The sequence below is a fragment of the Pseudomonas schmalbachii genome, from assembly GCF_017589465.1.
GTDB lineage: Bacteria > Pseudomonadota > Gammaproteobacteria > Pseudomonadales > Pseudomonadaceae > Pseudomonas > Pseudomonas schmalbachii.
The window spans coordinates 240,364-261,353 of the sequence record NZ_JAELYA010000007.1 but is presented as its reverse complement, the minus strand read 5'-3'; the positions used below and the strand labels follow the sequence as shown (position 1 = coordinate 261,353).

Sequence of the window (20,990 nt, the reverse complement as noted above, 5' to 3'; positions counted from 1 at the left end):
TTATGCGCCTGCGAATCCTTGCCTTGATGGTCAGCGCGCTGCCGATGATGGCAGCGGCTGCGGCTCCGGTTGAAGATGTCAATGCCGGTTACGGTGGCAGCTATCCACCGTCGGGGTACGGCACCGCAGGTGCTGAAGGCGCCTATGCCGGAGGCGGGGTAGCAACCCCTGCCTCCGGACAGGCACAGCTGTTCATGCAGTTGCAGCAGATGCAGGACGAGATTTCCCGCCTGCGCGGCATGCTGGAAGAGCAGCAGAACCAGATCCAGCAGATGAAGCAGGAAAACCTCGATCGCTACCAGGATCTCGATCGTCGCCTCTCCGGTGGCGGCGCGGCTGGTGGTGCGGGTGCCCCTGTACAGAATGCTCCTGCCGCTGGCGCGCCGAATACCGCCGCCGGGGCTACAGCTGGCGCAGGCGCGGCACAGCCTCCGGCTGCCAGCAACGAACCTGCCGATCCGGCGAAGGAAAAGCTGTATTACGACGCTGCCTTCGACCTGATCAGGGCCAAGGACTTCGACAAGGCCAGCCAGGCGTTCAATGCCTTCCTGCGCAAGTATCCGAACAGCCAGTATGCCGGCAATGCGCAGTACTGGCTGGGTGAAGTGAATCTGGCCAAGGGCGACCTGCAGGGTGCCGGGCAGGCGTTCGCCAAAGTCAGCCAGGTCTATCCGAACAGTCCCAAGGTTGCGGATTCGCTGTATAAGCTGGGCGACGTCGAGCGCCGTCTCGGTAATACCGACCGGGCGCGCGGCATTTTCCAGCAGGTTGCGGCCCAGTATCCGGGCACCTCGGCTGCCCAGCTCGCCCAGCGCGACCTGAAGAATCTCAAGTGACTTGAGACGCCGCTATCCGAAAACCCGCGCTTGTCGCGGGTTTTTTCGTTAGAATCCGTGCCCCGATTTCCCGCAACGGAGGCGGATGGCCTGTTTCGCCGTCACGCCCGTGGCTCATATGCAACAAACCCTGCGAATTACCGAGATTTTCTACTCGCTGCAGGGGGAAACGCGCACTGCCGGCTTGCCGACGGTGTTCGTGCGCCTGACCGGCTGTCCCCTGCGCTGCCAGTACTGCGATACCGCCTACGCCTTCAGCGGCGGCGATATTCTTTCCCTCGATGCGATCGTCGAGCGCGTGGCTGCCTACAAGCCGCGGCATGTCTGCGTTACCGGCGGCGAGCCGCTGGCGCAGCCGAACTGCATTCCGCTGCTGCAGCGACTCTGCGATGCCGGTTACGAAGTTTCCCTGGAAACCAGCGGTGCGCTGGACATTTCAGCTACCGACAGGCGTGTAAGTCGCGTGGTCGATCTGAAAACTCCAGGCTCCGGCGAAGTGACGCGCAACCGTTACGAGAACCTCGGCGAGCTGACCGCCAACGATCAGGTGAAGTTCGTCATCTGTTCGCGGGAGGACTACGACTGGGCGGTGTCCAAGCTCATCGAGTACCGATTGGAGCAGCGCGCCGGCGAAGTACTGTTCTCGCCAAGCCACAAGCAGGTCGATGCCCGCGCGCTGGCGGACTGGATCGTTTCCGACAATCTGCCGGTGCGCCTGCAGTTGCAGTTGCACAAGATTCTCTGGAACGACGAGCCGGGTCACTGAACAGGAGCAAGCGAATTATGGATCGGAAGAAGGCGGTAATCCTGCTCTCGGGCGGACTCGACTCGGCGACCGTGGTCGCCATGGCCAGGGCGGAAGGCTACGACTGCTACAGCATGAGCTTCGACTACGGCCAGCGTCATCGCGCGGAATTGCGGGCGGCCGAGCAGGTCGCCCGGCAACTGGGCGTCATCGAGCACAAGGTGATCGGGCTGAACCTCAATGGCATCGGCGGCTCCGCGCTGACCGACAGCAGCATCGATGTTCCGGAGACGCCGAGCGAAGGCATCCCGGTGACCTACGTCCCGGCGCGCAATACCGTGTTCCTGTCGCTGGCCCTGGGCTGGGCGGAGGTGCTCGGTGCTCGCGACATCTTCATTGGCGTGAACGCCGTGGACTATTCGGGCTATCCGGATTGCCGTCCGGAGTTCGTCGAAGCCTTCGAGCGCCTGGCCAATCTGGCGACCAAGGCCGGTGTCGAGGGGGACGGTTTCCGTATCCAGGCGCCGCTGCAGTACCTGTCCAAGGCGCAGATCGTCCAGGCCGGCCTGGCGCGTGGCGTGGATTACAGCCTGACGGTTTCCTGCTACCAGGCGGATGACGACGGCCGTGCCTGTGGCAAATGTGACAGCTGCCGCCTGCGTGCCGACGGCTTTGCCGCTGCAGGTGTAGCGGACCCAACCCGCTATTTCTGAAATTTTTTTCAAAGGGTGTTGTTTTTGCGATAAAAATCAGTAATATACGCCTCGCGTTGGGTCGTTAGCTCAGTCGGTAGAGCAGTTGGCTTTTAACCAATTGGTCGTAGGTTCGAATCCTACACGACCCACCAACATTCCCCAGAAAGCCCGCAACTCCCAGAGTTAGCGGGCTTTTTGCATTTTTCCGAGCGGACAATCCGGCCGCAGGCTCCGCTGTATCCGACTTGGCATTCTCTTTTGGCAGGATCGGCGCGACTTTCGGCGGGCTCTCAGTGATAAAATTGCGAGCATAATCAGCAGTCGCTCCACCAGGTTAAATAGACATGACGCAGATATCCGAACGCCTTCTGGTACAGGCTCACCTCGCCGCCAAGCAGCCCAAGCCGCTGACCGCGCAGGAAGAAGCCGACTATCGCGCAGCGATCGCCGCGGAACTGAAGGCACAGAATGCAGTGCTGGTGGCGCACTATTACTGCGATCCGGTGATCCAGGCGCTGGCCGAGGAAACCGGTGGGTGCGTATCCGACTCCCTGGAGATGGCGCGCTTCGGCAACCAGCATCCGGCACAGACGGTGGTGGTGGCTGGCGTCCGCTTCATGGGCGAGACGGCGAAGATCCTCAACCCGGAGAAGCGGGTGCTGATGCCGACCCTGGACGCGACCTGCTCGCTGGACCTGGGCTGCCCGATCGAGGAATTCTCGGCGTTCTGCGACAAGCATCCGGAGCGTACCGTGGTGGTCTACGCGAACACCTCGGCGGCGGTGAAGGCGCGTGCCGACTGGGTGGTGACTTCCAGCTGCGCCGTGGAAATCGTCGAGCACCTGATGGACAACGGCGAGCCGATCCTCTGGGCGCCGGACCAGCACCTGGGGCGTTACATCCAGCGCGAGACCGGGGCGGACATGCTGCTCTGGGACGGCGCCTGCATCGTCCATGAGGAGTTCAAGGCGAAGCAGCTGGAAGACCTCAAGGCGCTGTATCCGGATGCGGCCATCCTGGTGCATCCGGAGTCGCCCGAGTCGGTGGTCGAGCTGGCCGATGCGGTGGGTTCCACCAGCCAACTGATCAAGGCCGCGCAGACGCTGCCGAACAAGACGTTCATCGTCGCCACCGACCGCGGCATCTTCTACAAGATGCAGCAGCTCTGCCCGGACAAGGAGTTCATCGAGGCGCCCACGGCCGGCAACGGTGCGGCCTGCCGCAGCTGCGCGCACTGCCCGTGGATGGCGATGAACACCCTGGAGCGCACCCTGGCCTGCCTGCGCGAGGGAAGCAACGAGATCTTCGTCGACCCCGCGCTGATTCCAAAGGCGATCAAGCCGCTGAAGCGCATGCTTGATTTCACCCAGGCCGCTCGCCTGAAGCTGGCTGGCAACGCCTGATGGCCTGAATGAAGAAGCCCGGCATTTTCGCCGGGCTTTTTTGTTTCTGGGGTTAGCCGCGCATCATCTGCTGCAGCAGTCTTTCCTGTTCGCGGAATTCCTGCTGGCGGGCATCCAGGCGGGCGGCGAGCTGGAAGTTGCCGCCGGCGCGCCGCTTGGCGAAGTCCAGTTGCTCGATGGCCTGCTTGTAGTCGCCGGTCAGGGCGTAGTACTCGGCGCGCGCCTGATGGACGCCGATGGCATTGCCACTGATGGTCCGGGCGTCGGCCAGTCGGCTCCAGACGTCCGGGTCGAGCGAGCGTTTCTGCGAGAGGTTCGTCAGAATCTTCTCGGCATCCTGCGCGCGGTTCATTTTCAGCAGCAGATCGGCATGGGTCTGGATCAGCGGGTAGCTGTCCGGATACTGCTTGAGCAGCCGCATGACGCGGTCATCGGCCTCCTTGAGGCGATTGCGCGTGATGTCGAGATCGACCTGCGCGAGGTTGTAGGCGATATCGTTGGGCGCCTTGGCGAGCAGGGGCTTGAGGTTGCCGTCCGCCTCGTTGAGCTGGCCGATGCGAATCTGCGACAGGGCCAGGCCATAGCGCGCGGCGTCGAGTCCGGGATTGTCGTCGAGCATGGCGCGGAAGCGCTTGCCGGCAATGCCCGGGGTTTCCTCGAACAGCAGTTGCAGGCGGGCGCGCATCTGTTGATAACGCAGCGAATCTTCCCGGCCGCTCTTCGGATACTGCTCGGCGCGGTTGCGGGTATCGGCGATACGCGACTCGGTCACCGGGTGGGTCAGCAGGAATTCCGGCGGCTTGCCTTCGTAGCGGTACTGTCGCGCCAGGCGCTCGAACATGGTGGGCATCGAGCGCGGGTCGTAGCCGGCGCGGACCATGTTGGTCACGCCCACGCGGTCGGCTTCCTGTTCGTTCTGTCGGGAGAAGCGCAACTGGCTCTGGATCGCCGCCGCCTGGGTCGAGGCGATCGCCGCCATCCCCGCGTCGCCGGCGCCCGCCGCGGCAGCGACAATGCCGGCGAGCATGGCGGCCATCATCGGCACCTGCATGCGCTGCTGGGCCTCGATGCCGCGGGCGAAGTGGCGCTGGCTCAGGTGGCCGAGTTCGTGGGCGAGCACGCCGGCATATTCGCCTTCGGTCTGGGCGTAGATGAACAGGCCGCCGTTCACGCCGATCACCCCGCCGGGGGCGGCGAAGGCGTTGATCTGCTTGTCGCGGATCAGGATGAAGGCCAGGCGGTGATCCTGCAGGTCGCTGGTCTCGGCCAGCCGGTAGACGCTGGATTCGACGAAGTCCTTGATCTGCGGGTCGCTGATCGCATCGACCTGGTTGCGCAGCATGCTCAGCCAGGCGCGTCCGAGCTGAAACTCCTGCTCCGGCGAGACGATGGATGAACTGGCATCGCCCAGGGAGGGCAGATCGTCCGACATCGCTGGCGAAGCCAGCAGGCAGGCAAGCGTCAACAGGGCTGGGCGCAGTACTTTCATGTACAGGGCTCGTTGCGGGAAAGTTCCTTACTTTACAGCCTGAGCCGGAACCTCGCGAGTGAAGGTTGGGCGCGGCGCAACGCCAGGTGCAATCGGCGGGGCGGCCAGCCGGTCCGTCCGGGCGCAGCTGGCCGGCTGGTCAGGTTATGCTGGGCTTCTGTATTCTTGAGCGCCCTCATCCGGAGACTTTCGATGACTCCATCCGAATCGCCCGAGCTTGCCTGTGACGTGGAGCTGGATGCCAGCGGTCTCAATTGTCCGTTGCCATTGCTGAAGGCCAAACTGGAGCTCAATCGGCTGGCCAGCGGTGCGGTGCTGAAGGTCATCGCCACCGATGCCGGCTCGCAGCGCGATTTCCGCACTTTCGCCGAGCTGGCGGGTCACACCCTGCTGCGCGAGGAAGCCGAAGCGGGCGTTTATCGCTACTGGTTGCGCAAGAAGTAATCACCGGGGCTCGTTGGCGAGCCCGTCGATCCATCGCTCAGGTGCCCTGATGCTCAAGGTTTTGCAGGACTGGATGCAGCGCTACTTCTCCGACGAGGAAGCGGTGGTGCTGGCGATCATCCTGGTGCTTGGTTTTTCCGTCGTGCTGGCCTTCGGCGGCATGCTTGCGCCGGTGCTGGCGGCCATCGTGATCGCCTTCCTGATCCAGGGCCTGGTGGGTGTGCTGCAGCGCTTCAGGATTCCGCACCTGTTCGCCGTGTGGCTGGTCTATTCGCTGTTCCTCGGGCTGCTGGCGGTGTTCCTGCTGGTGCTGGTGCCGCTGATCTGGAAGCAGCTGTTCACCCTGTTCAACGAGTTGCCGCGAATGCTCGGCGAGTGGCAGTCGGTGCTGCTGATGCTGCCGGAGCGCTATCCCGCGATGATTACCGAAGAGCAGGTGCTGCGGCTGATCGAGGCCGCGCGCAGCGAGCTCGGCGAGCTCGGCCAGTGGGCGCTGACCTTCTCCCTGTCCGGCCTGCCGGTGCTGGTGAACATCATGATCTACCTGGTGCTGGTGCCGATCCTGGTGTTCTTCTTCCTCAAGGACCGCAGCCGCTTCTATCACTGGTTCCGCCGCTACCTGCCGCGGGAGCGGGGGCTGATGAAGCTGGTCTGGGCCGAGATGAACCAGCAGATCGCCAACTACATTCGCGGCAAGGTCATCGAGATCTTCATCACCGGTGTGGCGACCTATATCGCCTTCGCCGTGCTCGGCCTCAACTACGCCGCGCTGCTGGCACTGCTGGTCGGGCTGTCGGTGGTGGTGCCGTATATCGGCGCGGTGGTGGTGACCGTGCCGGTGGCGCTGATCGGCCTGTTCCAGTGGGGCTGGAGCGACCAGTTCATCTACCTGATGGCGGCCCACGCGATCATCCAGGCGCTGGATGGCAACGTGCTGGTGCCGCTGCTGTTCTCCGAAGCAGTCAACCTGCATCCGGTGGCGATCATCTGCGCGGTGCTGCTGTTTGGCGGGCTGTGGGGCTTCTGGGGCGTGTTCTTCGCGATTCCGCTGGCGACCCTGGTCAAGGCGGTGCTGGACGCCTGGCCGCAGCATCCGGAGCCGCAGGTCAGCCCCATGATGTGAAAATGAAAAAGGCCGCTATCTATCAGCGGCCTTTTTCATCCTGCCCGGTTTCAGCGCTGGTTCAGCGCCTGCGCCGCGGCGAGCACCGCCTCGACATGACCGGGGACCTTCACGCCGCGCCACTCCTGGCGCAGCACGCCGTCCTTGTCGATGAGGAAGGTGCTGCGGTCGATGCCCATGTATTCCTTGCCGTAGAGCTTCTTCAGCTTGATCACGTCGAACAGCTGGCACAGGGCTTCGTCCTTGTCGCTGATCAGTTCGAAGGGGAACTCCTGCTTGCACTTGAAGTTCTCGTGGGATTTCAGGCCGTCGCGGGAGACGCCGAAGACTACAGTGTTGGCCTTCTGGAAGGCCGGATACTGGTCGCGGAAACCCTGGCCTTCGGTGGTGCAGCCCGGGGTGCTGTCCTTCGGGTAGAAGTACAGCACGACCTGCTGGCCCTTCAGGGCGGAAAGCTGAACCTGCTGGCCGCTGGTGGCCTGGGCCTGGAAGTCACTGACGGGCTGGTCGATCGATACCGGCATGGGATTCTCCTTAGGGATGCTGCGGGCGCCAGGGCTCGATCAGCGCATCCAGGTTCAGTGCGTCGGCGAAGTCGAGGAACTGGTCGCGCAGCCAACTGATCTGCGTGCCGGCCGGCAGGGTCACGGTGATGGTCGCGTTGAGCATGCTGGTGCCGGTGTGCGGCGCCTGGTAGGTGTCGCAGGTGAGGTTTTCCAGCTCGATGTTGTGATCGATGAAGAACTGGCACAGCTCGTTGAGGATGTCCGGGCGGTATACCGCGCTGACATAGGCCACGTAGGGCAGGGCCTGGGCGCGGCTGACATGGGCGTTGCTGCGGGTGACGCTGAGGGTGAAGCCGAGACGCTTGGCCAGGGCCGGCAGACCGCCTTCCAGGCGCGCCAGGGCATCCCAGCTGCCGGATACCTGCAGCACCAGAGCACTGAACTCCCCGTGGCGCGTCAGGCGGCTGCTGATCACCGAGCAGCGGTTATCGACGCAGGTGCGGCAGAGCACGCTGGTCAGCTCCATCGGGTTGGCGCCCAGTGCGCTGATCAGGAGGAATTGTTCACGAGGGTGGGAGGTGGCCATGCAGCATTCCTGGAAGGGCGGCCAGACGGGCCGCATCGACAAAAGGGAAAGGGTAGCGAAAAGCGCCCAAGAGGGGAATGACTGGCACGTTCGGAGCGATGCGCCGGGCACCGCTCTTCGCTTGTGCAAGGCAGGTGGCAACAGTACCATTACTCCTTTCTTTTTCCGGCAGGAGCGGTTGCATGATTGCGGGCAGTATGGTGGCGCTGGTCACCCCCTTCGATGCTCAGGGTCGACTGGATTGGGACAGCCTCGCGAAGCTGGTGGACTTCCACCTGCAGGAAGGCACCAATGCCATCGTAGCGGTCGGCACCACGGGCGAATCGGCCACTCTCGACGTGAGCGAGCACCTGGAAGTCATCCGTCGCGTGGTTGACCAGGTCAATGGTCGCATTCCGGTAATCGCCGGTACCGGCGCCAATTCCACCCGCGAAGCCGTGGAGCTGACCGAAGCCGCCAAGAGCGGTGGCGCGGACGCCTGCCTGCTGGTGACGCCGTACTACAACAAGCCGACCCAGGAAGGCCTGTACCAGCATTTCCGCCATATCGCCGAAACCGTGGCGATCCCGCAGATCCTCTACAACGTGCCCGGCCGTACCGCCTGCGACATGCTGCCGGAAACCGTCGAGCGCCTGTCCAAGGTGCAGAACATCATCGGCATCAAGGAAGCCACCGGCGACCTGCAGCGCGGCAAGGAAGTGCTGGACCGCGTCGGCAAGGACTTCCTGGTCTATTCCGGCGATGACGCCACTGCCGTCGAGCTGATGCTGATGGGTGGTCGCGGCAACATCTCGGTGACCGCCAACGTCGCCCCGCGCGCCATGAGCAACCTGTGCGCCGCCGCCATGCGCGGTGACGCCGCCGAAGCCCGTGCGATCAATGACCGCCTGATGCCGCTGCACAAGGCGCTGTTCATCGAATCCAACCCGATCCCGGTGAAGTGGGCCCTGCACGAAATGGGGCTGATTCCCGAAGGCATCCGCCTGCCGCTGACCTGGCTAAGCCCGCGTTGCCAGGAACCGCTGCGTCAGGCTATGCGCCAGACCGGCGTGCTGGCTTGATCAAGGAGCTCCCTCGCATGAAGCGACTGGCAGGACTGACTGCGCTCGCCCTGGTTATCGGCAATACCTCCGGCTGCGGCTGGCTGTGGGGGCCGGAAGGTTACTTCCGCGACCGCGGCGATGACTACCTCAATGCCCGCCAGACCGCACCGATGCAGGTGCCGGAAGGTATGCAGAGCAAACCGCTCGATCCGCTGCTGCCGGTGCCGATGAACGTCGCCGACACGCATGCGAAGGAAGGCGAGTTCGAAGTACCGCGACCGACTCCGCTGGCCAGCTCCGGCGAAGTCAGTGAATTCAGCCTGCAGAAGAGCGGCGACTCGCGCTGGCTCGTGGCCCAGCGTCCGCCGGCGGAAGTCTGGCCGGTGGCCCAGCAATTCTTCCAGGAAAACGGTTTCGCGATTGCCGACGAGCGCCCGCAAACCGGCGAATTCACCACCCGCTGGCAGCCGCTCAGCCAGCTCTCCGCACCGCTGGCCCGGCGCCTCGGCAACCGCTCCGCGGAAGCCGACGCGGCCAACGAGGCGCGGGTGCGCGTCCGCATCGAGCCCGGTGTGCAGAGCAACACCAGCGAAGTCTACGTCCTCAGCCAGACCCGCCCGAGCGGCAGTTCGGTGGAGCAGGAGTGGCCGTCCAAGCCCGCCGCGCCGAGTCTCGACGCTGCGCTGCTCGACGAAATGCTGGCGAGCATGACCACCAGTGCCGAGAAGGGCGGTTCCGTCTCCCTGCTCGCGGCACACTCGACCTACGACACCCCCGGCAGCGTATCGCTGGGCAAGGACGGTAGCGGCAACCCGGTACTGACCCTGGATTCCGACTTCGATCGCGCGTGGGTCAGCGTTGGCCGCGCCCTGGACAGCGCCGACATTCGTGTCGACGACCTCAACCGCAGCCTCGGCGTCTACTACGTCAACATCGCCGAAGGGGCGAAAAAGCCGGAAGAAGACAAGCCTGGTTTCTTCAGCCGCATGTTCGGTGGTGGCGAGAAGAGCAAGGAAGAGGAAGAGGCCGGTGCCAAGCGCTATCAGGTTCGCCTGACCAGCGTCGCCAACACCGTGCAGATCACCGTCGACAAAGATATCAACACCTCCGCGCCGGCTGACGTCGCGCAGAGCGTGCTGGAAAAACTCCAGGAGAGTATGCGGAATGCACTTCGCGGTCCTGGGGAGCGGAAGCCGGGGCAATTCGGCCTTGGTGAGCAGTTCTGACACCCGGTTACTGATCGACTGCGGTTTTCCTCTGCGTGAAACCATCAAGCGTCTGGCTCGCCTGGGTCTCGAACCTGGCGAGCTGGATGCGATACTGGTGACGCACGAACATAGCGATCATGTCCATGGCGTCGAACTGCTCGCCCGGCATTACCAGATTCCCGTATACCTGAGCGCCGGAACCCTGCAGGGCTTGCGCAAGCCATTGCAGCCACAGGGATTGCTGCAATCGGGGGACGAACTGGTTCTCGGAGGGCTGGAAGTGACGGCGATCGGCGTCCCGCACGATGCCCGCGAACCACTCCAGTACGTGTTTTCCGATGGCCGGCGACGCTTCGGTTTGCTCACTGATCTGGGTGCCGCCACACCGGAAGTGCTGGAGTGCTATCGTGGCGTCGATGCGTTGATGATCGAGGCCAATCACGATAGCGACATGCTTGCCCGTGGCCCGTATCCCTACCCCCTGAAAGCCCGCGTGGGCGGCCAGTGGGGACATTTGAACAACCGGCAGGCCGCCGAACTGGTGGCGCAGCTGGGCTGGGAGGACATGCAGCACCTGGTGCTGGCGCATCTCAGCGAAAAGAACAACTCGCCGCAGCTGGCCCGGCAATGTTTCGTCGACACCCTCGGGTGCGACCCGGACTGGCTGCAGGTAGCCGATCAGCATTCGGGGCTGGACTGGTGCGAAATCGCCTGAGCCCCACAGATATTCAAGCAAGCGGAGCCCATCATGGAAAAACGCGAAGAACTTTATCACGGCAAAGCCAAATCGGTTTACACCACCGACGACGCTGACCGTCTCGTCCTGCTGTTCCGCAACGACACCTCGGCGTTCGACGGCAAGCGCATCGAGCAGCTCGACCGCAAGGGCATGGTGAACAACAAGTTCAATGCCTTCATCATGCAGAAACTCGAAGCTGCCGGCATTCCCACCCAGTTCGACAAACTGCTGGCGGACAACGAAGTGCTGGTCAAGAAGCTCGCCATGATTCCGGTGGAGTGCGTGGTGCGCAACTACGCCGCCGGCAGCCTGGTGCGCCGCCTGGGCGTGGAAGAGGGCATCCAGCTCAACCCGCCGACCTTCGAACTGTTCCTGAAGAACGACGCCCTTGGCGATCCGTTCATCAACGAATCCCACGTCCAGGCCTTCGGCTGGGCGACCCTCGAACAACTGGCACAGATGAAGGCCTACTCCTTCAAGGTCAACGAAGTGCTGGGCAAGCTGTTCGACGACGCCGGCCTGATGCTGGTGGACTTCAAGCTGGAATTCGGCGTGTTCCACGGCCAGATCGTCCTCGGCGACGAATTCAGCCCGGACGGCTGCCGCCTGTGGGACAAGGAAACCCGCAAGAAGCTGGACAAGGACCGCTTCCGCCAGGGTCTCGGCGACGTGATCGAAGGCTACGAAGAAGTGGCTCGCCGCATCGGCGTACCGCTGTAATCCGGTCAATGCACGCAAGCGCCTGATAGCACGCGAAAAATTCCAAAAGAGGGCTTCGCCTTCGGCATTCGAGCTGTTATCATGCGCGCCGCACGGAGAGATGCCGGAGTGGTCGAACGGGACGGATTCGAAATCCGTTGAGTCAGCAATGGCTCCTAGGGTTCAAATCCCTATCTCTCCGCCACTACATAGAAGCCCCCGATTCCGCAAGGAATCGGGGGGTTTTGCTTTTCCGTGCCCGCGATTTGCCGCTCATGGGCGTAACACCGCCGATCTGCTAAGGTCCTTGGCTTGGTCATGTGAAGTCTTGGGGCAGTACACATGGAGATCCGGGCGGGAAAGGGGGTGTCGTTCGCGAGGCGAATCTATCTGCCGCGGGCTGTTGGCCTTGGGGTGGGGTTCTTCTGCGTGCTGGCGGCCATGTACCCGCTGCAGGTACCGAGCTGGGTCTGGGCGCTGCTGGTTTTCAACGGTTTCGTCTGGCCGCACGTGGCCTTCCAGGTGTCCCGTCTGTCGAAGACGCCGTTCCAGGCGGAGCGGCGCAATCTGTTGATCGATTCGGTGTTCGGTGGGTTCTGGGCGGGGGCCATGCAGTTCAATCCGCTGCCGACCGTTACCGTGCTGGCGATGATGGCCATGAACAACATCGCCGCGGGCGGTCTGCGCTTCTTCCTGAAGGGGACGCTGGCGCAGGGCGCGGGGATTCTGTTGTCCCTGCTGGTATTCCCACTGGCCTTCAATCAGGACGTGACGCCGCTGCAGGTCTATGCCTGTCTGCCGATGCTGGTGCTGTACCCGCTGATGGTCGGCTGGGTGAGCTACCGGCTGGCGACCAAGCTGCACGAGCACAAGCAGGTGCTGCGGACGGTCAGTCGCACCGACAGTCTCACCGGGCTGCTGAACCACGCGTCGTGGATGGCGCAGCTGGATAGCGAATTCGACCGCTGCCGGCACCTGCATCGGCGGGCGACCATCGCGCTGATCGATATCGACCATTTCAAGACCATCAACGATGGCTATGGCCATGTCATCGGCGACCTGGTTCTCACGCAGCTGAGCCAGATCCTCCGGGTGTCGCTGCGCGAGACCGACAGCGCGGGGCGCTACGGTGGCGACGAGTTCTGCGTGATCCTGCCGGATACCAGCGAAGCGATGGCGGTGGACATCATGGAGCGGCTGCGCCAGGCATTCGCCCGCGCCAAGTACGAACTGGAGCCCGGGCTGGCGGTGAGTCTGAGTATCGGTATCGCCTCCTACAGCCCCTATCAGACCGATGCCTGCGCCTGGCTCAAGGAGGCCGACCGTGCGCTCTACGCGGCCAAGAGCGGCGGGCGGGACAGGGTCAGCGCGGCGTTCGACGTGATCGACCGCAGGAGCGACGCGACGGACGATGCTCGCTGATGCCGCAATTCAGCGGGCGTCGATGATTTCATAGAGCTGCCGCGCGCTACCCGAGCCCACCTCCAGCTCATCGCCGGGGTGCAGGCTCAACAGGCCGCTGCCCAGCGGTGAGCGCGGGGTGATGACGAGTATTTCCACGCCCTCCAGATGAACCTTCAGGCCGGCAGCGTCGGGGCCGAGGAATACCCATTTGCTCTGGCCGTCGCGAGTGGCCAGTTCGACCAGGGCGCTGGGCTGGATGCCGAGCTGGTCGTCGTAGTCGCGCAGGATCAGATTCTGCAGCGTCGCCAGGGCCAGGCGGATTTCCTCGACCCGGCGCGCCTGCCCGGCAGCCAGGTAGGACGCCTCCAGCCCCAGGGTGTCGTACTTGTTCTCGGCGATGCTTTCCTCGTGGGTGGCGGCATCGTGGGCCGTCTTCGCGGCGCGCAGGGCGATTTCCAGGTCTTCGCCGAGCTTGTCGAGTATCAGTCGGTAGACGCGTTGCTTGTCCATCGTGTGGCTTCATCGGGGGCGAGCGGACAATCGTAATGACTTTGCCGCCGGCATGCGACGGGCCTTTCGCGTGGCTGGCCTATGGTTATGAAAGCCCTTCTTTTCAGCCATGGAGTTCCGGCTCATGAAAGTCATCAATGCCCGCCTGCGCGACCGGGAAGGCCTGCACAGCCTTGTACTGGAGCGCGCGCTGATCTCTGCCATCGATCCGCAATCCGCCATCCTCGAAGCGCAGCAGGACGACGTGGACGCCGGCGGCAACCTGGTGGTGCCGCCCTTCGTCGAGCCGCACATCCATCTGGATGCGGTGCTGACGGCCGGTGAGCCGCGCTGGAACATGAGCGGCACGCTGTTCGAAGGCATCGAATGCTGGGCCGAGCGCAAGTCCAGCATCACCGCCGAGGACACCCGGGAGCGCGCCCGCCGCGCCCTGGACATGCTGGTGGCGCACGGCATCCAGCATGTGCGCACGCACGTCGATGTGACCGATCCCAGCCTCGCGGCCCTCAAGACCATGCTCGAACTGCGCGAGGAGAACCGTCATCTGCTGGACATGCAGATCGTCGCCTTCCCGCAGGAAGGGATCGAGTCCTTCGCCAGGGGCCGCGAACTGATGGAGGAGGCGATCCGTCTTGGCGCCGACGTGGTCGGCGGCATCCCACACTTCGAATACACCCGCGAGCAGGGCGTCAGCTCGGTGAAGTTCCTCATGGACCTGGCCGAGCGCAGCAGTTGCCTGGTGGACGTGCATTGCGACGAAACCGACGATCCGCACTCGCGCTTCCTGGAGGTGCTGGCCGAGGAGGCGCGCAGCCGCGGCATGGGCTACCGGGTCACGGCCAGCCACACGACGGCCATGGGTTCCTACGACAACGCCTACTGCTCCAAGCTGTTCCGCCTGCTGCAGCGCTCGGCGATCAATTTCGTTTCCTGCCCCACCGAGAGCATCCATCTGCAGGGCCGCTTCGACACCTTTCCCAAGCGCCGCGGCGTGACCCGGGTGGCCGAGCTGCTGGAGGCGGGGCTGAACGTCTGCTTCGGCCAGGACTCCATCGTCGATCCCTGGTACCCGCTGGGCAACGGCAACATCCTGCGCGTGCTGGAGGCCGGCCTGCACATCTGCCACATGCTCGGCTACCGCAACCTGAACAGCGCGCTGGACCTGGTCACGGAAAACAGCGCGCGCACCCTCTGTCTCGGCGACGCCTACGGTCTGGAGGTCGGCCGGCCGGCCAACATGCTGGTCCTGCCGGTGGACAACGACTACGAGATGATCCGCAGCCAGGGCCTGCCGTTGCTTTCCATCCGACATGGGCGAGTGCTGATGACGCGGCAGCCGGCGCGAGTGGAGATTCATGCGGAATAGGCCTGTCAATGTGTGATTTCAGCTTTTAGTGCTATCTTTGCTGAAAGAACACATCGAGAGGTACGACATGAGTGCTCTTGTCCAGGAACGTCCAGGCGCCGATGCGGTGCTGGCCAAGGCTGTCCTGGCGGCCCGCGAGCAACTGGCGATGACCCAGCAGGAACTGGCCTCGATCGTCGGCGTCGAGCGCAGCGCGGTCAGCCGCTGGAAGACCGGCGGCCTGCGCGTGCAGAGCAAGACCGGCGAGCTGTCGCTGCTGCTGGTGCGAATCTATCGGGCGCTGTACGCCCTGTTCGGCGGCAACCTGGAAGACATGCGCCACTTCCTGCGCACCGAAAACCGCCATCTGGGCGGCGTGCCGCTGCAACTGATGACCCAGGTGCAGGGGCTGGTGCAGGTGGCGGAATACCTCGATGCGATCCGGGGCAAGGTCTGAATGACCGGAGCCGAACTCTGGGAGCGTTGTGCGGGGACGCGGGCGATCCAGCCGATTGCCGGCAATCTGATGCGCCTGGTGGAGAGCCAGGAGCAGGTGGCCACGCTGCAACTGGTGGACTCCCTAGAAGAGCAGGCGTTGCTGGAGGAACTGATCGAAACCAGCAAGCCGCGCCTGCCCGAAACCGCGGAAGCCTTGCATTACCTGTTGAAGACGCCGTTCCGCTATCCGCCGCTGCGCTGGGGCTCGCGTTTCGGCCGCCGTCATGAGCCGAGCCTGTTCTACGCCGCGCTGGAGCTGGAAACGGCGATGGCGGAATCCGCCTACTACCGCTGCGTCCTATGGGAGGGCATGGCCAGCCCGCCGCCCAGTGGCCGGATCGTCTCCGAACACACCTCGTTCGAGGCGCGGTTTCGCGTGCAGCGGGGCATTTGCCTGCAGCATGCGCCGTTCGACGAGTTCCGGGACCGACTGACCGACCCGCAGGATTACCGGATGACCCAGGAGCTGGGCAGCGTCATGCGCGAGGTCGGTGTCGAGGCCTTCGAATATCGCTCGGCGCGCCGCGCGCAGGGAGTGAACGTGGCCCTGTTCGTACCCTCGGCGCTGCGTGATCGGCGTCCGCGCAACCTGGTGGCCTGGTTGTGCGAAACCACCGCGGAATATGTCGCGTTCAAACGCGCCCAGGTGCCGGATACGCCGCGGATGTTCTGGCGTGCGGCTTTCCTGGTCGATGGCCGCTTGCCCTATCCTGCCTGATGCAGATTGCAGTTCGAGCGATGGAAATGCGTCGTTCCGGTAACAGACCGATTACAAAAGTCTGGCAACTGACCCGAAACGGAGCGCTCTGCGACGGGGTGTCGCGGACTTGTGCACAGTAGCGGTGCTTGCTGTCAAGGGCTTTCAGCATTCCTCTTCAACTGCTTGATTTTCTGCTTGTAATTCTTAACTATTTGAAAAATAAAGAATTTTTTATGTGGTGAAAAAATCGCCAATCTGTCGGACACCCCCATTCCATGGGGGGTACGGCTGTTTTTAAGCAGAGTTTCCACAAAGTTATCCACAGGTTCTGTGGATTGTCCCAAGCACTTGCTTGGGAATTATTTTCCTGCTGCTTTGCAAGCTTTTTTTACATTACGTAACGCGCAACGGGCCGCATCCGCCGCTGCTACCATGCCCCGCCTGTCCTTCTGGGCGGATAAATATCTGGTCCTTGCCATCTGCCACGGAGTGCCGAATGCCCGTCGATCTGCCCAATCTGTTGATCGGAATTCTTGCCGGGGCGCTGCCGCTGGCCGTTCTCGCCTGGCGCCTGCAGGGGCGCGTGGCGGCGCAGGAACAGGAACTGGCGCTGGGTCGCGAGCGGCTGGCTACCGCACAACTGGCGCAGGATGGGCTGACCGCGCAGCTGGATACCGAGCGTGAGGCGTTCCAGCGCCTGGCGGGGCGGCATTCCGAGCTGTCCGGTGAGACGGCGGCGTTGCGTCGCGAAGTCGAGCTGGGCCGTGACGAACGCACACGCATGGGACAGGCCGAGCGCGACTGGGCCGACGAGCGTACGGAAAAGGAAGCGGAACTGCGCCGGCTGGAATCGCAGCGCGCCGCGCTGATGGCGGAGCTGCGCGAGCAGCAGGACGGACACCAGCAGCGCCTGGCGGACCTGCAGGCAGCGCGCGATGAACTGCGTGCGCAATTCGCCGAACTGGCCGGGAAGATCTTCGAGGAACGCGAACAGCGTTTCGCCGAGGCCAGCCAGCAGCGCCTCGGCCAGTTGCTCGACCCGCTGAAGGAGCGCATCCAGGCCTTCGAGAAGCGCGTCGAGGAAAGCTATCAGCAGGAGGCGCGCGAGCGCTTCTCGCTGAGCAAGGAACTGGAGCGCCTGCAGCAGCTCAACCTGCGCCTGGGCGAGGAAGCGACCAACCTGACCCGCGCGCTCAAGGGCCAGAAGACCCAGGGCAACTGGGGCGAGCTGGTGCTGGAGCGTGTGCTGGAGCATGCCGGGCTGGAGAGGGGCCGCGAATACGAGACCCAGGTCAGCCTGAAGGGCGCCGAGGGCGAGCGCTTCCAGCCGGACGTGCTGATCCGCCTGCCAGGCGACAAGCAGGTGGTGGTGGACGCCAAGGTCAGCCTGACCGCCTACCAGCAGTTCATCGCCGCCGATGACGAGGTGATCCGCCAGCAGGCGCTGAAGCAGCATGTGCTGTCGTTGCGCAGCCATGTGAAGGGGCTTTCCGGCAAGGACTACAAGCGTCTTGAAGGGCTGCACAGCCTGGATTTCGTGCTGTTGTTCATGCCGGTCGAGGCGGCGTTCTCGGCGGCGCTGCAGGCCGAGCCGAACCTGTTCCAGGAGGCCTTCGAGCGCAATATCGTGATCGTCAGCCCGACCACGCTGCTGGCCACCCTGCGGGTGATCGACAGCCTCTGGCGGCAGGAGCGGCAGAGCCAGAACGCCCGCGAGATCGCCGAGCGCGCCGGCTCGCTGTACGACAAGTTCGTCCTGTTCGTGCAGGACCTCGACGAGATAGGTTCGCGCCTGCAGCAACTGGACAAGGCCTACGCGTCGGCGCGCAACAAGCTCTGCGACGGGCGCGGCAACCTGGTCAGCCGCGTTGAACAATTGCGCCTGCTCGGCGCCCGCGCCAGCAAGAGCCTGCCGGCGGAGTGGCTGGATCGGGCGCTGGCCGACGATACGGAGCAGTTGGTCGAGGAGTAGAGGGATTGCAAGGGAAGAGAGGGCGCAGGCGCGGCACAATCCTGTAGGAGCCAGCTTGCTGGCGATCACCGCATTCACCGACCACGCCAGTGCTGCCGGGAAACACGGATCGCCAGCAAGCTGGCTCCCGAAATCGGTGTTGCTTCGGGATCAACCAGTCCAGCGGACGTTTCGTCCTGGCTGATGGGTATCGCTACGCTCAACCCATCCTACGTCGTTACGTCGTTACGTCGTTACGTCGTTACGTCGTTACGTCGTTACGTCGTTACGTCGATGCGGCGCTCCCGTTCAGAGCATCAGCATCACCACCCCACCGGCCAGCAGGCCGGCGATGATCACCGGGAAGGTCAGGCGCGCCAAGTGGCTGCCGCCGATGATGGCGATCAGGACTCCCTTCACCAGGCTGTTGCTGAGCGCCGCCAGGGCGATGCCGTGGGTCGCCACCGTCGGGTCGAGATCGATCCTGGCGCTGCTGGACAGCGACAGAGTGATGGCGTCGACGTCGGCCAGGCCGGAGATCAGCGCTACCAGGTACACGCCGACGTCGCCCAGGTAATGACGCGCCGCCTCGACGAGGAACAGGATCAGCGCCAGCAGCGCGGCGAAGCGCAGCGCCGGCATCAGTTCGAAGGGGTTCTTCAGCGGCGGCTCGGCGGTGGGGTTGTTGTCGTCCTGCCCGGCCCGGCGCCAGAACAGGAAGGCGCCGCCGGCATAGACCAGGGTGGCGACCAGCAGCGGTGCGAGCAGCTTGCCCAGCAGTGCCGGGTTGACCGCGCTGACCTCCAGCAGCACCCGCGGGAACATCATCGCCGACGTCGCCAGCAGTCCGCAGGCCAGCAGGGGACGCAGCGACTTGCGCTCATGCAGGTGGGAGAGGGTGATGGTCATCGCGGTGGACGACACTATGCTGCCGACCACTGCAGTGAGCAGCAGGCCCTTGCTGGTGCCGACGATGCGGATGGCCAGGTAGGCGACGAAGCCCAGGCCGGCGATCAGCACCACCATCCACCAGGTCGCATAGGGGTTGAAGACTTCCCATGGGCCGTAGCCCTGGTTCGGCAGCACCGGCAGCAGCACCACCGAGATGAACAGCAGCTTGAGGATGGCCGACAGCTCCTTCGCGTCGAGCAGCTTGAGGGCGGCCTGCAGCGGCTCCTTCAGGCTCAGCAGCAGCGCCACCACGATGCCGCCGCCGGCAGCCAGCAGGCGGCCCTCGGTCATGGCCAGGCTGCCGAGGATGAAGGTGGCGAACATGGCGATTTCGCTGGTCATGCCCTGATCGCCGCTGCGTTGTATGTCGCCCAGGTAACCGGCGATGGCGAGCAGGGCGACGGCGACCAGCATGCCGACCCATACTGCGGGGCCGAGATGGCTGGCGAGCAGGGCGGCGAAACCGCCAAGCAGGCCGGTCAGCGCGTAGGTGCGGATGCCGGCGATCTGCCGCGATTCGGCTTCCTCGCGTGCGCGCCAGCCGCGTTCGGTGCCGACCAGCAGGCCGATGGAGAGGGCGGTGGAGAGATCGAGCAGGGTTTCCAGCATATCGGGCATCGGGGCGACCATCCTGTCGTTGCCGACAGTCTAGCCGGATGCGGCCTGTTGCAGGCGTTCGCGCAGCCAGCGCCGGGCCGGATCGTCCTGGCTGCCGCTGGGCCAGACCTGGACGAAATCCAGCCGCGCCAGTTCCAGCGGCGGTTCGAACTGCACCAGGCCCTCCGGCAGGTGGCTGCGGCGCAGGGTGCGTTCGGCGATGGTCAGCACCAGGTCGGTGCCGGCCAGCAGTTCCGGGGCCACGGTGAAGTGCGGCAGCGTCACCGCCACCCGGCGCTGCAGGCCGAGGTTCTGCAGGTGGCTGTCGATCTCTTCCGCCGGGCTCTGCTGCAGCGCCACCCGCAGGTGCGGCGCGGCCAGGTACTCCTGCAGGGGCAGGCTGCTGCGGCCGGCGAGGTTGTCGGCGGCGGTGAGGCAGACGAAGCGCTCCTCGAACAGCCGCTGGGCGCGGAGCCCTTCCGGCAGCAGCGGGAATACGCCGGCGGCGCAGTCCAGCTCGCCGGCGGCCACCTGGCGGAGCATTTCCAGCCGGGAATCCTGGCGGATTTCCAGGCGGATGCCGGGGGCTTCGCGACGCAGCAGCGGCAGCAGGGTGGGCAGAAGCACCCAGGCGCCGTAGTCGGACATGCCCAGGCGCAGGGTCAGCTCCGCATGGGCCGGCTCGAAGCGCTCGCTGAGGACCAGCCGGCGGATGCCGGCGAGGCTGTCGCGCAGCGGTTCGGCCAGTTCCAGTGCGCGGCTGGTGAGGCGCATCTCGTTGCGCACGCGGACCAGCAGCGGATCGCCGAGCAGATCGCGCAGGCGGGCGAGGGCATGGCTGACCGCCGGCTGGGTCATCGCCAGGCGCTGCGCGGCGCGGGATACGTGGCGTTCTTCGAGCAACGCGTCGAGAACCACCAGCAGGTTCAGGTCGATGCGTCTCAGCTCATGAATCTGCTGCATGGGATGCGTACCAATCATTCATTTCAATGAATCGAATGGATAGCAAACAATCCCCGGCATCGGCAAATCGAAGGAGGTGAATGCCATGTCCAGATCCCTGTTGCTGCTCACCGCGCTGAGCGTCGGTGGGATGGTCGCCCTGCAGGCCGGGAGCAACGCCCTGCTTGGTCGACAGCTCGGCCATCCGCTGAGCGCCAGCCTGACTTCCCTGGGCGTCAGCCTGGGCGTGGTGGTGCTGGCGCTGCTGTTGTTCCGCGCGCCGCTGCCGGCCGCCGCCAGCGTTGCCAGCGTGCCCTGGTGGGGCTGGCTGGGCGGTCTGTTCGGCGCGGCCTACCTGACGGTAGCGGTGATCCTCGCGCCGCAGCTGGGAGCGGCGACCTTCCTCGCCTGTGTGGTGGCCGGGCAGATGCTGGTTTCGGCGCTGTGCGACCAGTTCGGCTGGGCCGGTTTCCCGGTCCGCCGACTGTCGCCGGAGGGGATTTTCGCCCTGCTGCTGATCGTCGCCGGGGTGTTGCTGCTGCAGTGGCGCGGCCGGCTGGTGTGAGCCGGCCGCCT

General features: G+C 64.4%; 22 protein-coding genes and 2 tRNA genes. 18 read left to right on the top strand and 6 right to left on the bottom strand.

Going from position 1 to position 20,990, the window contains the following annotated elements; genetic code table 11:
* Window positions 1-2 precede the first annotated feature (2 nt).
* The 5 genes from ybgF to nadA all read left to right on the top strand — a co-directional run bounded on the left by ybgF (window position 3) and on the right by nadA (window position 3,679).
* Window positions 3-836 (top strand): tol-pal system protein YbgF, encoded by an 834-nt coding sequence (ybgF, locus tag JFY56_RS18675; RefSeq protein WP_208315495.1) that lies wholly within the window; start codon window positions 3-5, stop codon window positions 834-836.
* Window positions 837-954: 118 nt separating this feature from the next.
* Complete coding sequence (gene queE, locus JFY56_RS18670) at window positions 955-1,602, top strand: 7-carboxy-7-deazaguanine synthase QueE (RefSeq protein WP_208315493.1); 648 nt, start codon at window positions 955-957, stop codon at window positions 1,600-1,602.
* A 17-nt stretch (window positions 1,603-1,619) separates the two neighbouring features.
* Entirely contained in the window at window positions 1,620-2,294 is a 675-nt protein-coding gene (gene queC / locus JFY56_RS18665; protein WP_208315491.1) for a 7-cyano-7-deazaguanine synthase QueC, read from the top strand.
* A 58-nt stretch (window positions 2,295-2,352) separates the two neighbouring features.
* Window positions 2,353-2,428, top strand: a tRNA-Lys gene (locus JFY56_RS18660).
* Between the two features lie 192 nt (window positions 2,429-2,620).
* The gene (gene nadA, locus JFY56_RS18655; protein WP_208315482.1) at window positions 2,621-3,679 is read left to right on the top strand and encodes a quinolinate synthase NadA; all 1,059 of its coding nucleotides are present in this window, start codon (window positions 2,621-2,623) and stop codon (window positions 3,677-3,679) included.
* Between the two features lie 52 nt (window positions 3,680-3,731).
* Here nadA and JFY56_RS18650 read toward each other — a convergent pair whose 3' ends face one another.
* The gene (locus tag JFY56_RS18650; protein ID WP_208315480.1) at window positions 3,732-5,168 is read right to left on the bottom strand and encodes a M48 family metalloprotease; all 1,437 of its coding nucleotides are present in this window, start codon (window positions 5,166-5,168) and stop codon (window positions 3,732-3,734) included.
* Between the two features lie 192 nt (window positions 5,169-5,360).
* Between JFY56_RS18650 and JFY56_RS18645 the strand changes: the two genes are divergently transcribed.
* Window positions 5,361-5,612 (top strand): sulfurtransferase TusA family protein, encoded by a 252-nt coding sequence (locus JFY56_RS18645; protein ID WP_208315478.1) that lies wholly within the window; start codon window positions 5,361-5,363, stop codon window positions 5,610-5,612.
* A 49-nt stretch (window positions 5,613-5,661) separates the two neighbouring features.
* On the top strand, window positions 5,662-6,735 hold the full coding sequence (locus tag JFY56_RS18640) for an AI-2E family transporter (RefSeq protein ID WP_208315476.1): 1,074 nt from the start codon (window positions 5,662-5,664) through the stop codon (window positions 6,733-6,735).
* A 50-nt stretch (window positions 6,736-6,785) separates the two neighbouring features.
* Here JFY56_RS18640 and JFY56_RS18635 read toward each other — a convergent pair whose 3' ends face one another.
* Together JFY56_RS18635 and JFY56_RS18630 are read right to left on the bottom strand one after the other, a co-directional pair.
* A complete protein-coding gene (locus tag JFY56_RS18635; protein WP_208315474.1) occupies window positions 6,786-7,259 on the bottom strand; it encodes a peroxiredoxin in 474 nt (157 codons plus the stop codon).
* Between the two features lie 10 nt (window positions 7,260-7,269).
* The gene (locus JFY56_RS18630) at window positions 7,270-7,827 is read right to left on the bottom strand and encodes a glycine cleavage system protein R (RefSeq protein WP_208315472.1); all 558 of its coding nucleotides are present in this window, start codon (window positions 7,825-7,827) and stop codon (window positions 7,270-7,272) included.
* Between the two features lie 182 nt (window positions 7,828-8,009).
* Between JFY56_RS18630 and dapA the strand changes: the two genes are divergently transcribed.
* From dapA to JFY56_RS18600, 6 genes are all read left to right on the top strand, one after another.
* Window positions 8,010-8,888 (top strand): 4-hydroxy-tetrahydrodipicolinate synthase, encoded by an 879-nt coding sequence (gene dapA, locus JFY56_RS18625; RefSeq protein WP_208315470.1) that lies wholly within the window; start codon window positions 8,010-8,012, stop codon window positions 8,886-8,888.
* 17 nt (window positions 8,889-8,905) lie between these two features.
* Window positions 8,906-10,096, top strand: coding sequence for an outer membrane protein assembly factor BamC (gene bamC / locus JFY56_RS18620; RefSeq protein WP_208315468.1), 1,191 nt, complete (start codon window positions 8,906-8,908; stop codon window positions 10,094-10,096).
* Window positions 10,035-10,793, top strand: a complete 759-nt coding sequence (locus JFY56_RS18615; RefSeq protein WP_208315466.1) for an MBL fold metallo-hydrolase — start codon at window positions 10,035-10,037, stop codon at window positions 10,791-10,793. Before bamC ends, JFY56_RS18615 begins: the two co-directional genes overlap by 62 nt.
* A gap of 33 nt (window positions 10,794-10,826) precedes the next feature.
* Window positions 10,827-11,537, top strand: a complete 711-nt coding sequence (gene purC, locus JFY56_RS18610) for a phosphoribosylaminoimidazolesuccinocarboxamide synthase (protein WP_208315464.1) — start codon at window positions 10,827-10,829, stop codon at window positions 11,535-11,537.
* 94 nt (window positions 11,538-11,631) lie between these two features.
* Window positions 11,632-11,721, top strand: a tRNA-Ser gene (locus JFY56_RS18605).
* 137 nt (window positions 11,722-11,858) lie between these two features.
* A complete protein-coding gene (locus JFY56_RS18600; protein ID WP_208315462.1) occupies window positions 11,859-12,938 on the top strand; it encodes a diguanylate cyclase in 1,080 nt (359 codons plus the stop codon).
* Window positions 12,939-12,947: 9 nt separating this feature from the next.
* Here the strand turns inward: JFY56_RS18600 and JFY56_RS18595 are convergent, their stop codons facing one another.
* Entirely contained in the window at window positions 12,948-13,430 is a 483-nt protein-coding gene (locus tag JFY56_RS18595; protein ID WP_208315453.1) for a transcription elongation factor GreAB, read from the bottom strand.
* A 124-nt stretch (window positions 13,431-13,554) separates the two neighbouring features.
* Here JFY56_RS18595 and codA point away from each other — a divergent pair, with 124 nt between their 5' ends.
* The 4 genes from codA to rmuC all read left to right on the top strand — a co-directional run bounded on the left by codA (window position 13,555) and on the right by rmuC (window position 17,945).
* On the top strand, window positions 13,555-14,796 hold the full coding sequence (gene codA, locus JFY56_RS18590; protein ID WP_208315451.1) for a cytosine deaminase: 1,242 nt from the start codon (window positions 13,555-13,557) through the stop codon (window positions 14,794-14,796).
* A 67-nt stretch (window positions 14,797-14,863) separates the two neighbouring features.
* Window positions 14,864-15,232, top strand: coding sequence for an antitoxin Xre/MbcA/ParS toxin-binding domain-containing protein (locus tag JFY56_RS18585; RefSeq protein ID WP_208315449.1), 369 nt, complete (start codon window positions 14,864-14,866; stop codon window positions 15,230-15,232).
* The gene (locus JFY56_RS18580; protein WP_208315447.1) at window positions 15,233-15,991 is read left to right on the top strand and encodes an RES family NAD+ phosphorylase; all 759 of its coding nucleotides are present in this window, start codon (window positions 15,233-15,235) and stop codon (window positions 15,989-15,991) included. It begins immediately after the preceding gene.
* Between the two features lie 478 nt (window positions 15,992-16,469).
* A complete protein-coding gene (gene rmuC / locus JFY56_RS18575; protein ID WP_208315445.1) occupies window positions 16,470-17,945 on the top strand; it encodes a DNA recombination protein RmuC in 1,476 nt (491 codons plus the stop codon).
* Window positions 17,946-18,233: 288 nt separating this feature from the next.
* On the opposite strand, the gene JFY56_RS18570 is transcribed toward rmuC, so the two are convergent.
* Both JFY56_RS18570 and JFY56_RS18565 read right to left on the bottom strand, forming a co-directional pair.
* Window positions 18,234-19,493, bottom strand: coding sequence for an MgtC/SapB family protein (locus tag JFY56_RS18570; protein ID WP_208315443.1), 1,260 nt, complete (start codon window positions 19,491-19,493; stop codon window positions 18,234-18,236).
* A 30-nt stretch (window positions 19,494-19,523) separates the two neighbouring features.
* Window positions 19,524-20,435 (bottom strand): LysR substrate-binding domain-containing protein, encoded by a 912-nt coding sequence (locus tag JFY56_RS18565; RefSeq protein ID WP_208315441.1) that lies wholly within the window; start codon window positions 20,433-20,435, stop codon window positions 19,524-19,526.
* A gap of 85 nt (window positions 20,436-20,520) precedes the next feature.
* Here JFY56_RS18565 and JFY56_RS18560 point away from each other — a divergent pair, with 85 nt between their 5' ends.
* The gene (locus JFY56_RS18560; protein ID WP_208315439.1) at window positions 20,521-20,979 is read left to right on the top strand and encodes a DMT family transporter; all 459 of its coding nucleotides are present in this window, start codon (window positions 20,521-20,523) and stop codon (window positions 20,977-20,979) included.
* Window positions 20,980-20,990 lie beyond the last annotated feature (11 nt).

Excerpts from the sequence above, each read along its gene's own strand:
- queE (WP_208315493.1), top strand. The coding sequence starts at position 955 with ATGCAACAAACCCTGCGAATTACCGAGATTTTCTACTCGCTGCAGGGG.
- JFY56_RS18640 (WP_208315476.1), top strand. The coding sequence starts at position 5,662 with ATGCTCAAGGTTTTGCAGGACTGGATGCAGCGCTACTTCTCCGACGAG.
- dapA (WP_208315470.1), top strand. The coding sequence starts at position 8,010 with ATGATTGCGGGCAGTATGGTGGCGCTGGTCACCCCCTTCGATGCTCAG.
- JFY56_RS18570 (WP_208315443.1), bottom strand. The coding sequence starts at position 19,493 with ATGCCCGATATGCTGGAAACCCTGCTCGATCTCTCCACCGCCCTCTCC.
- JFY56_RS18600 (WP_208315462.1), top strand. The coding sequence starts at position 11,859 with ATGGAGATCCGGGCGGGAAAGGGGGTGTCGTTCGCGAGGCGAATCTAT.
- JFY56_RS18630 (WP_208315472.1), bottom strand. The coding sequence starts at position 7,827 with ATGGCCACCTCCCACCCTCGTGAACAATTCCTCCTGATCAGCGCACTG.
- JFY56_RS18580 (WP_208315447.1), top strand. The coding sequence starts at position 15,233 with ATGACCGGAGCCGAACTCTGGGAGCGTTGTGCGGGGACGCGGGCGATC.
- JFY56_RS18615 (WP_208315466.1), top strand. The coding sequence starts at position 10,035 with ATGCACTTCGCGGTCCTGGGGAGCGGAAGCCGGGGCAATTCGGCCTTG.
- nadA (WP_208315482.1), top strand. The coding sequence starts at position 2,621 with ATGACGCAGATATCCGAACGCCTTCTGGTACAGGCTCACCTCGCCGCC.
- rmuC (WP_208315445.1), top strand. The coding sequence starts at position 16,470 with ATGCCCGTCGATCTGCCCAATCTGTTGATCGGAATTCTTGCCGGGGCG.
- JFY56_RS18595 (WP_208315453.1), bottom strand. The coding sequence starts at position 13,430 with ATGGACAAGCAACGCGTCTACCGACTGATACTCGACAAGCTCGGCGAA.
- JFY56_RS18560 (WP_208315439.1), top strand. The coding sequence starts at position 20,521 with ATGTCCAGATCCCTGTTGCTGCTCACCGCGCTGAGCGTCGGTGGGATG.
- JFY56_RS18650 (WP_208315480.1), bottom strand. The coding sequence starts at position 5,168 with ATGAAAGTACTGCGCCCAGCCCTGTTGACGCTTGCCTGCCTGCTGGCT.
- JFY56_RS18645 (WP_208315478.1), top strand. The coding sequence starts at position 5,361 with ATGACTCCATCCGAATCGCCCGAGCTTGCCTGTGACGTGGAGCTGGAT.
- codA (WP_208315451.1), top strand. The coding sequence starts at position 13,555 with ATGAAAGTCATCAATGCCCGCCTGCGCGACCGGGAAGGCCTGCACAGC.
- purC (WP_208315464.1), top strand. The coding sequence starts at position 10,827 with ATGGAAAAACGCGAAGAACTTTATCACGGCAAAGCCAAATCGGTTTAC.
- JFY56_RS18635 (WP_208315474.1), bottom strand. The coding sequence starts at position 7,259 with ATGCCGGTATCGATCGACCAGCCCGTCAGTGACTTCCAGGCCCAGGCC.
- JFY56_RS18565 (WP_208315441.1), bottom strand. The coding sequence starts at position 20,435 with ATGCAGCAGATTCATGAGCTGAGACGCATCGACCTGAACCTGCTGGTG.
- JFY56_RS18585 (WP_208315449.1), top strand. The coding sequence starts at position 14,864 with ATGAGTGCTCTTGTCCAGGAACGTCCAGGCGCCGATGCGGTGCTGGCC.
- bamC (WP_208315468.1), top strand. The coding sequence starts at position 8,906 with ATGAAGCGACTGGCAGGACTGACTGCGCTCGCCCTGGTTATCGGCAAT.
- queC (WP_208315491.1), top strand. The coding sequence starts at position 1,620 with ATGGATCGGAAGAAGGCGGTAATCCTGCTCTCGGGCGGACTCGACTCG.
- ybgF (WP_208315495.1), top strand. The coding sequence starts at position 3 with ATGCGCCTGCGAATCCTTGCCTTGATGGTCAGCGCGCTGCCGATGATG.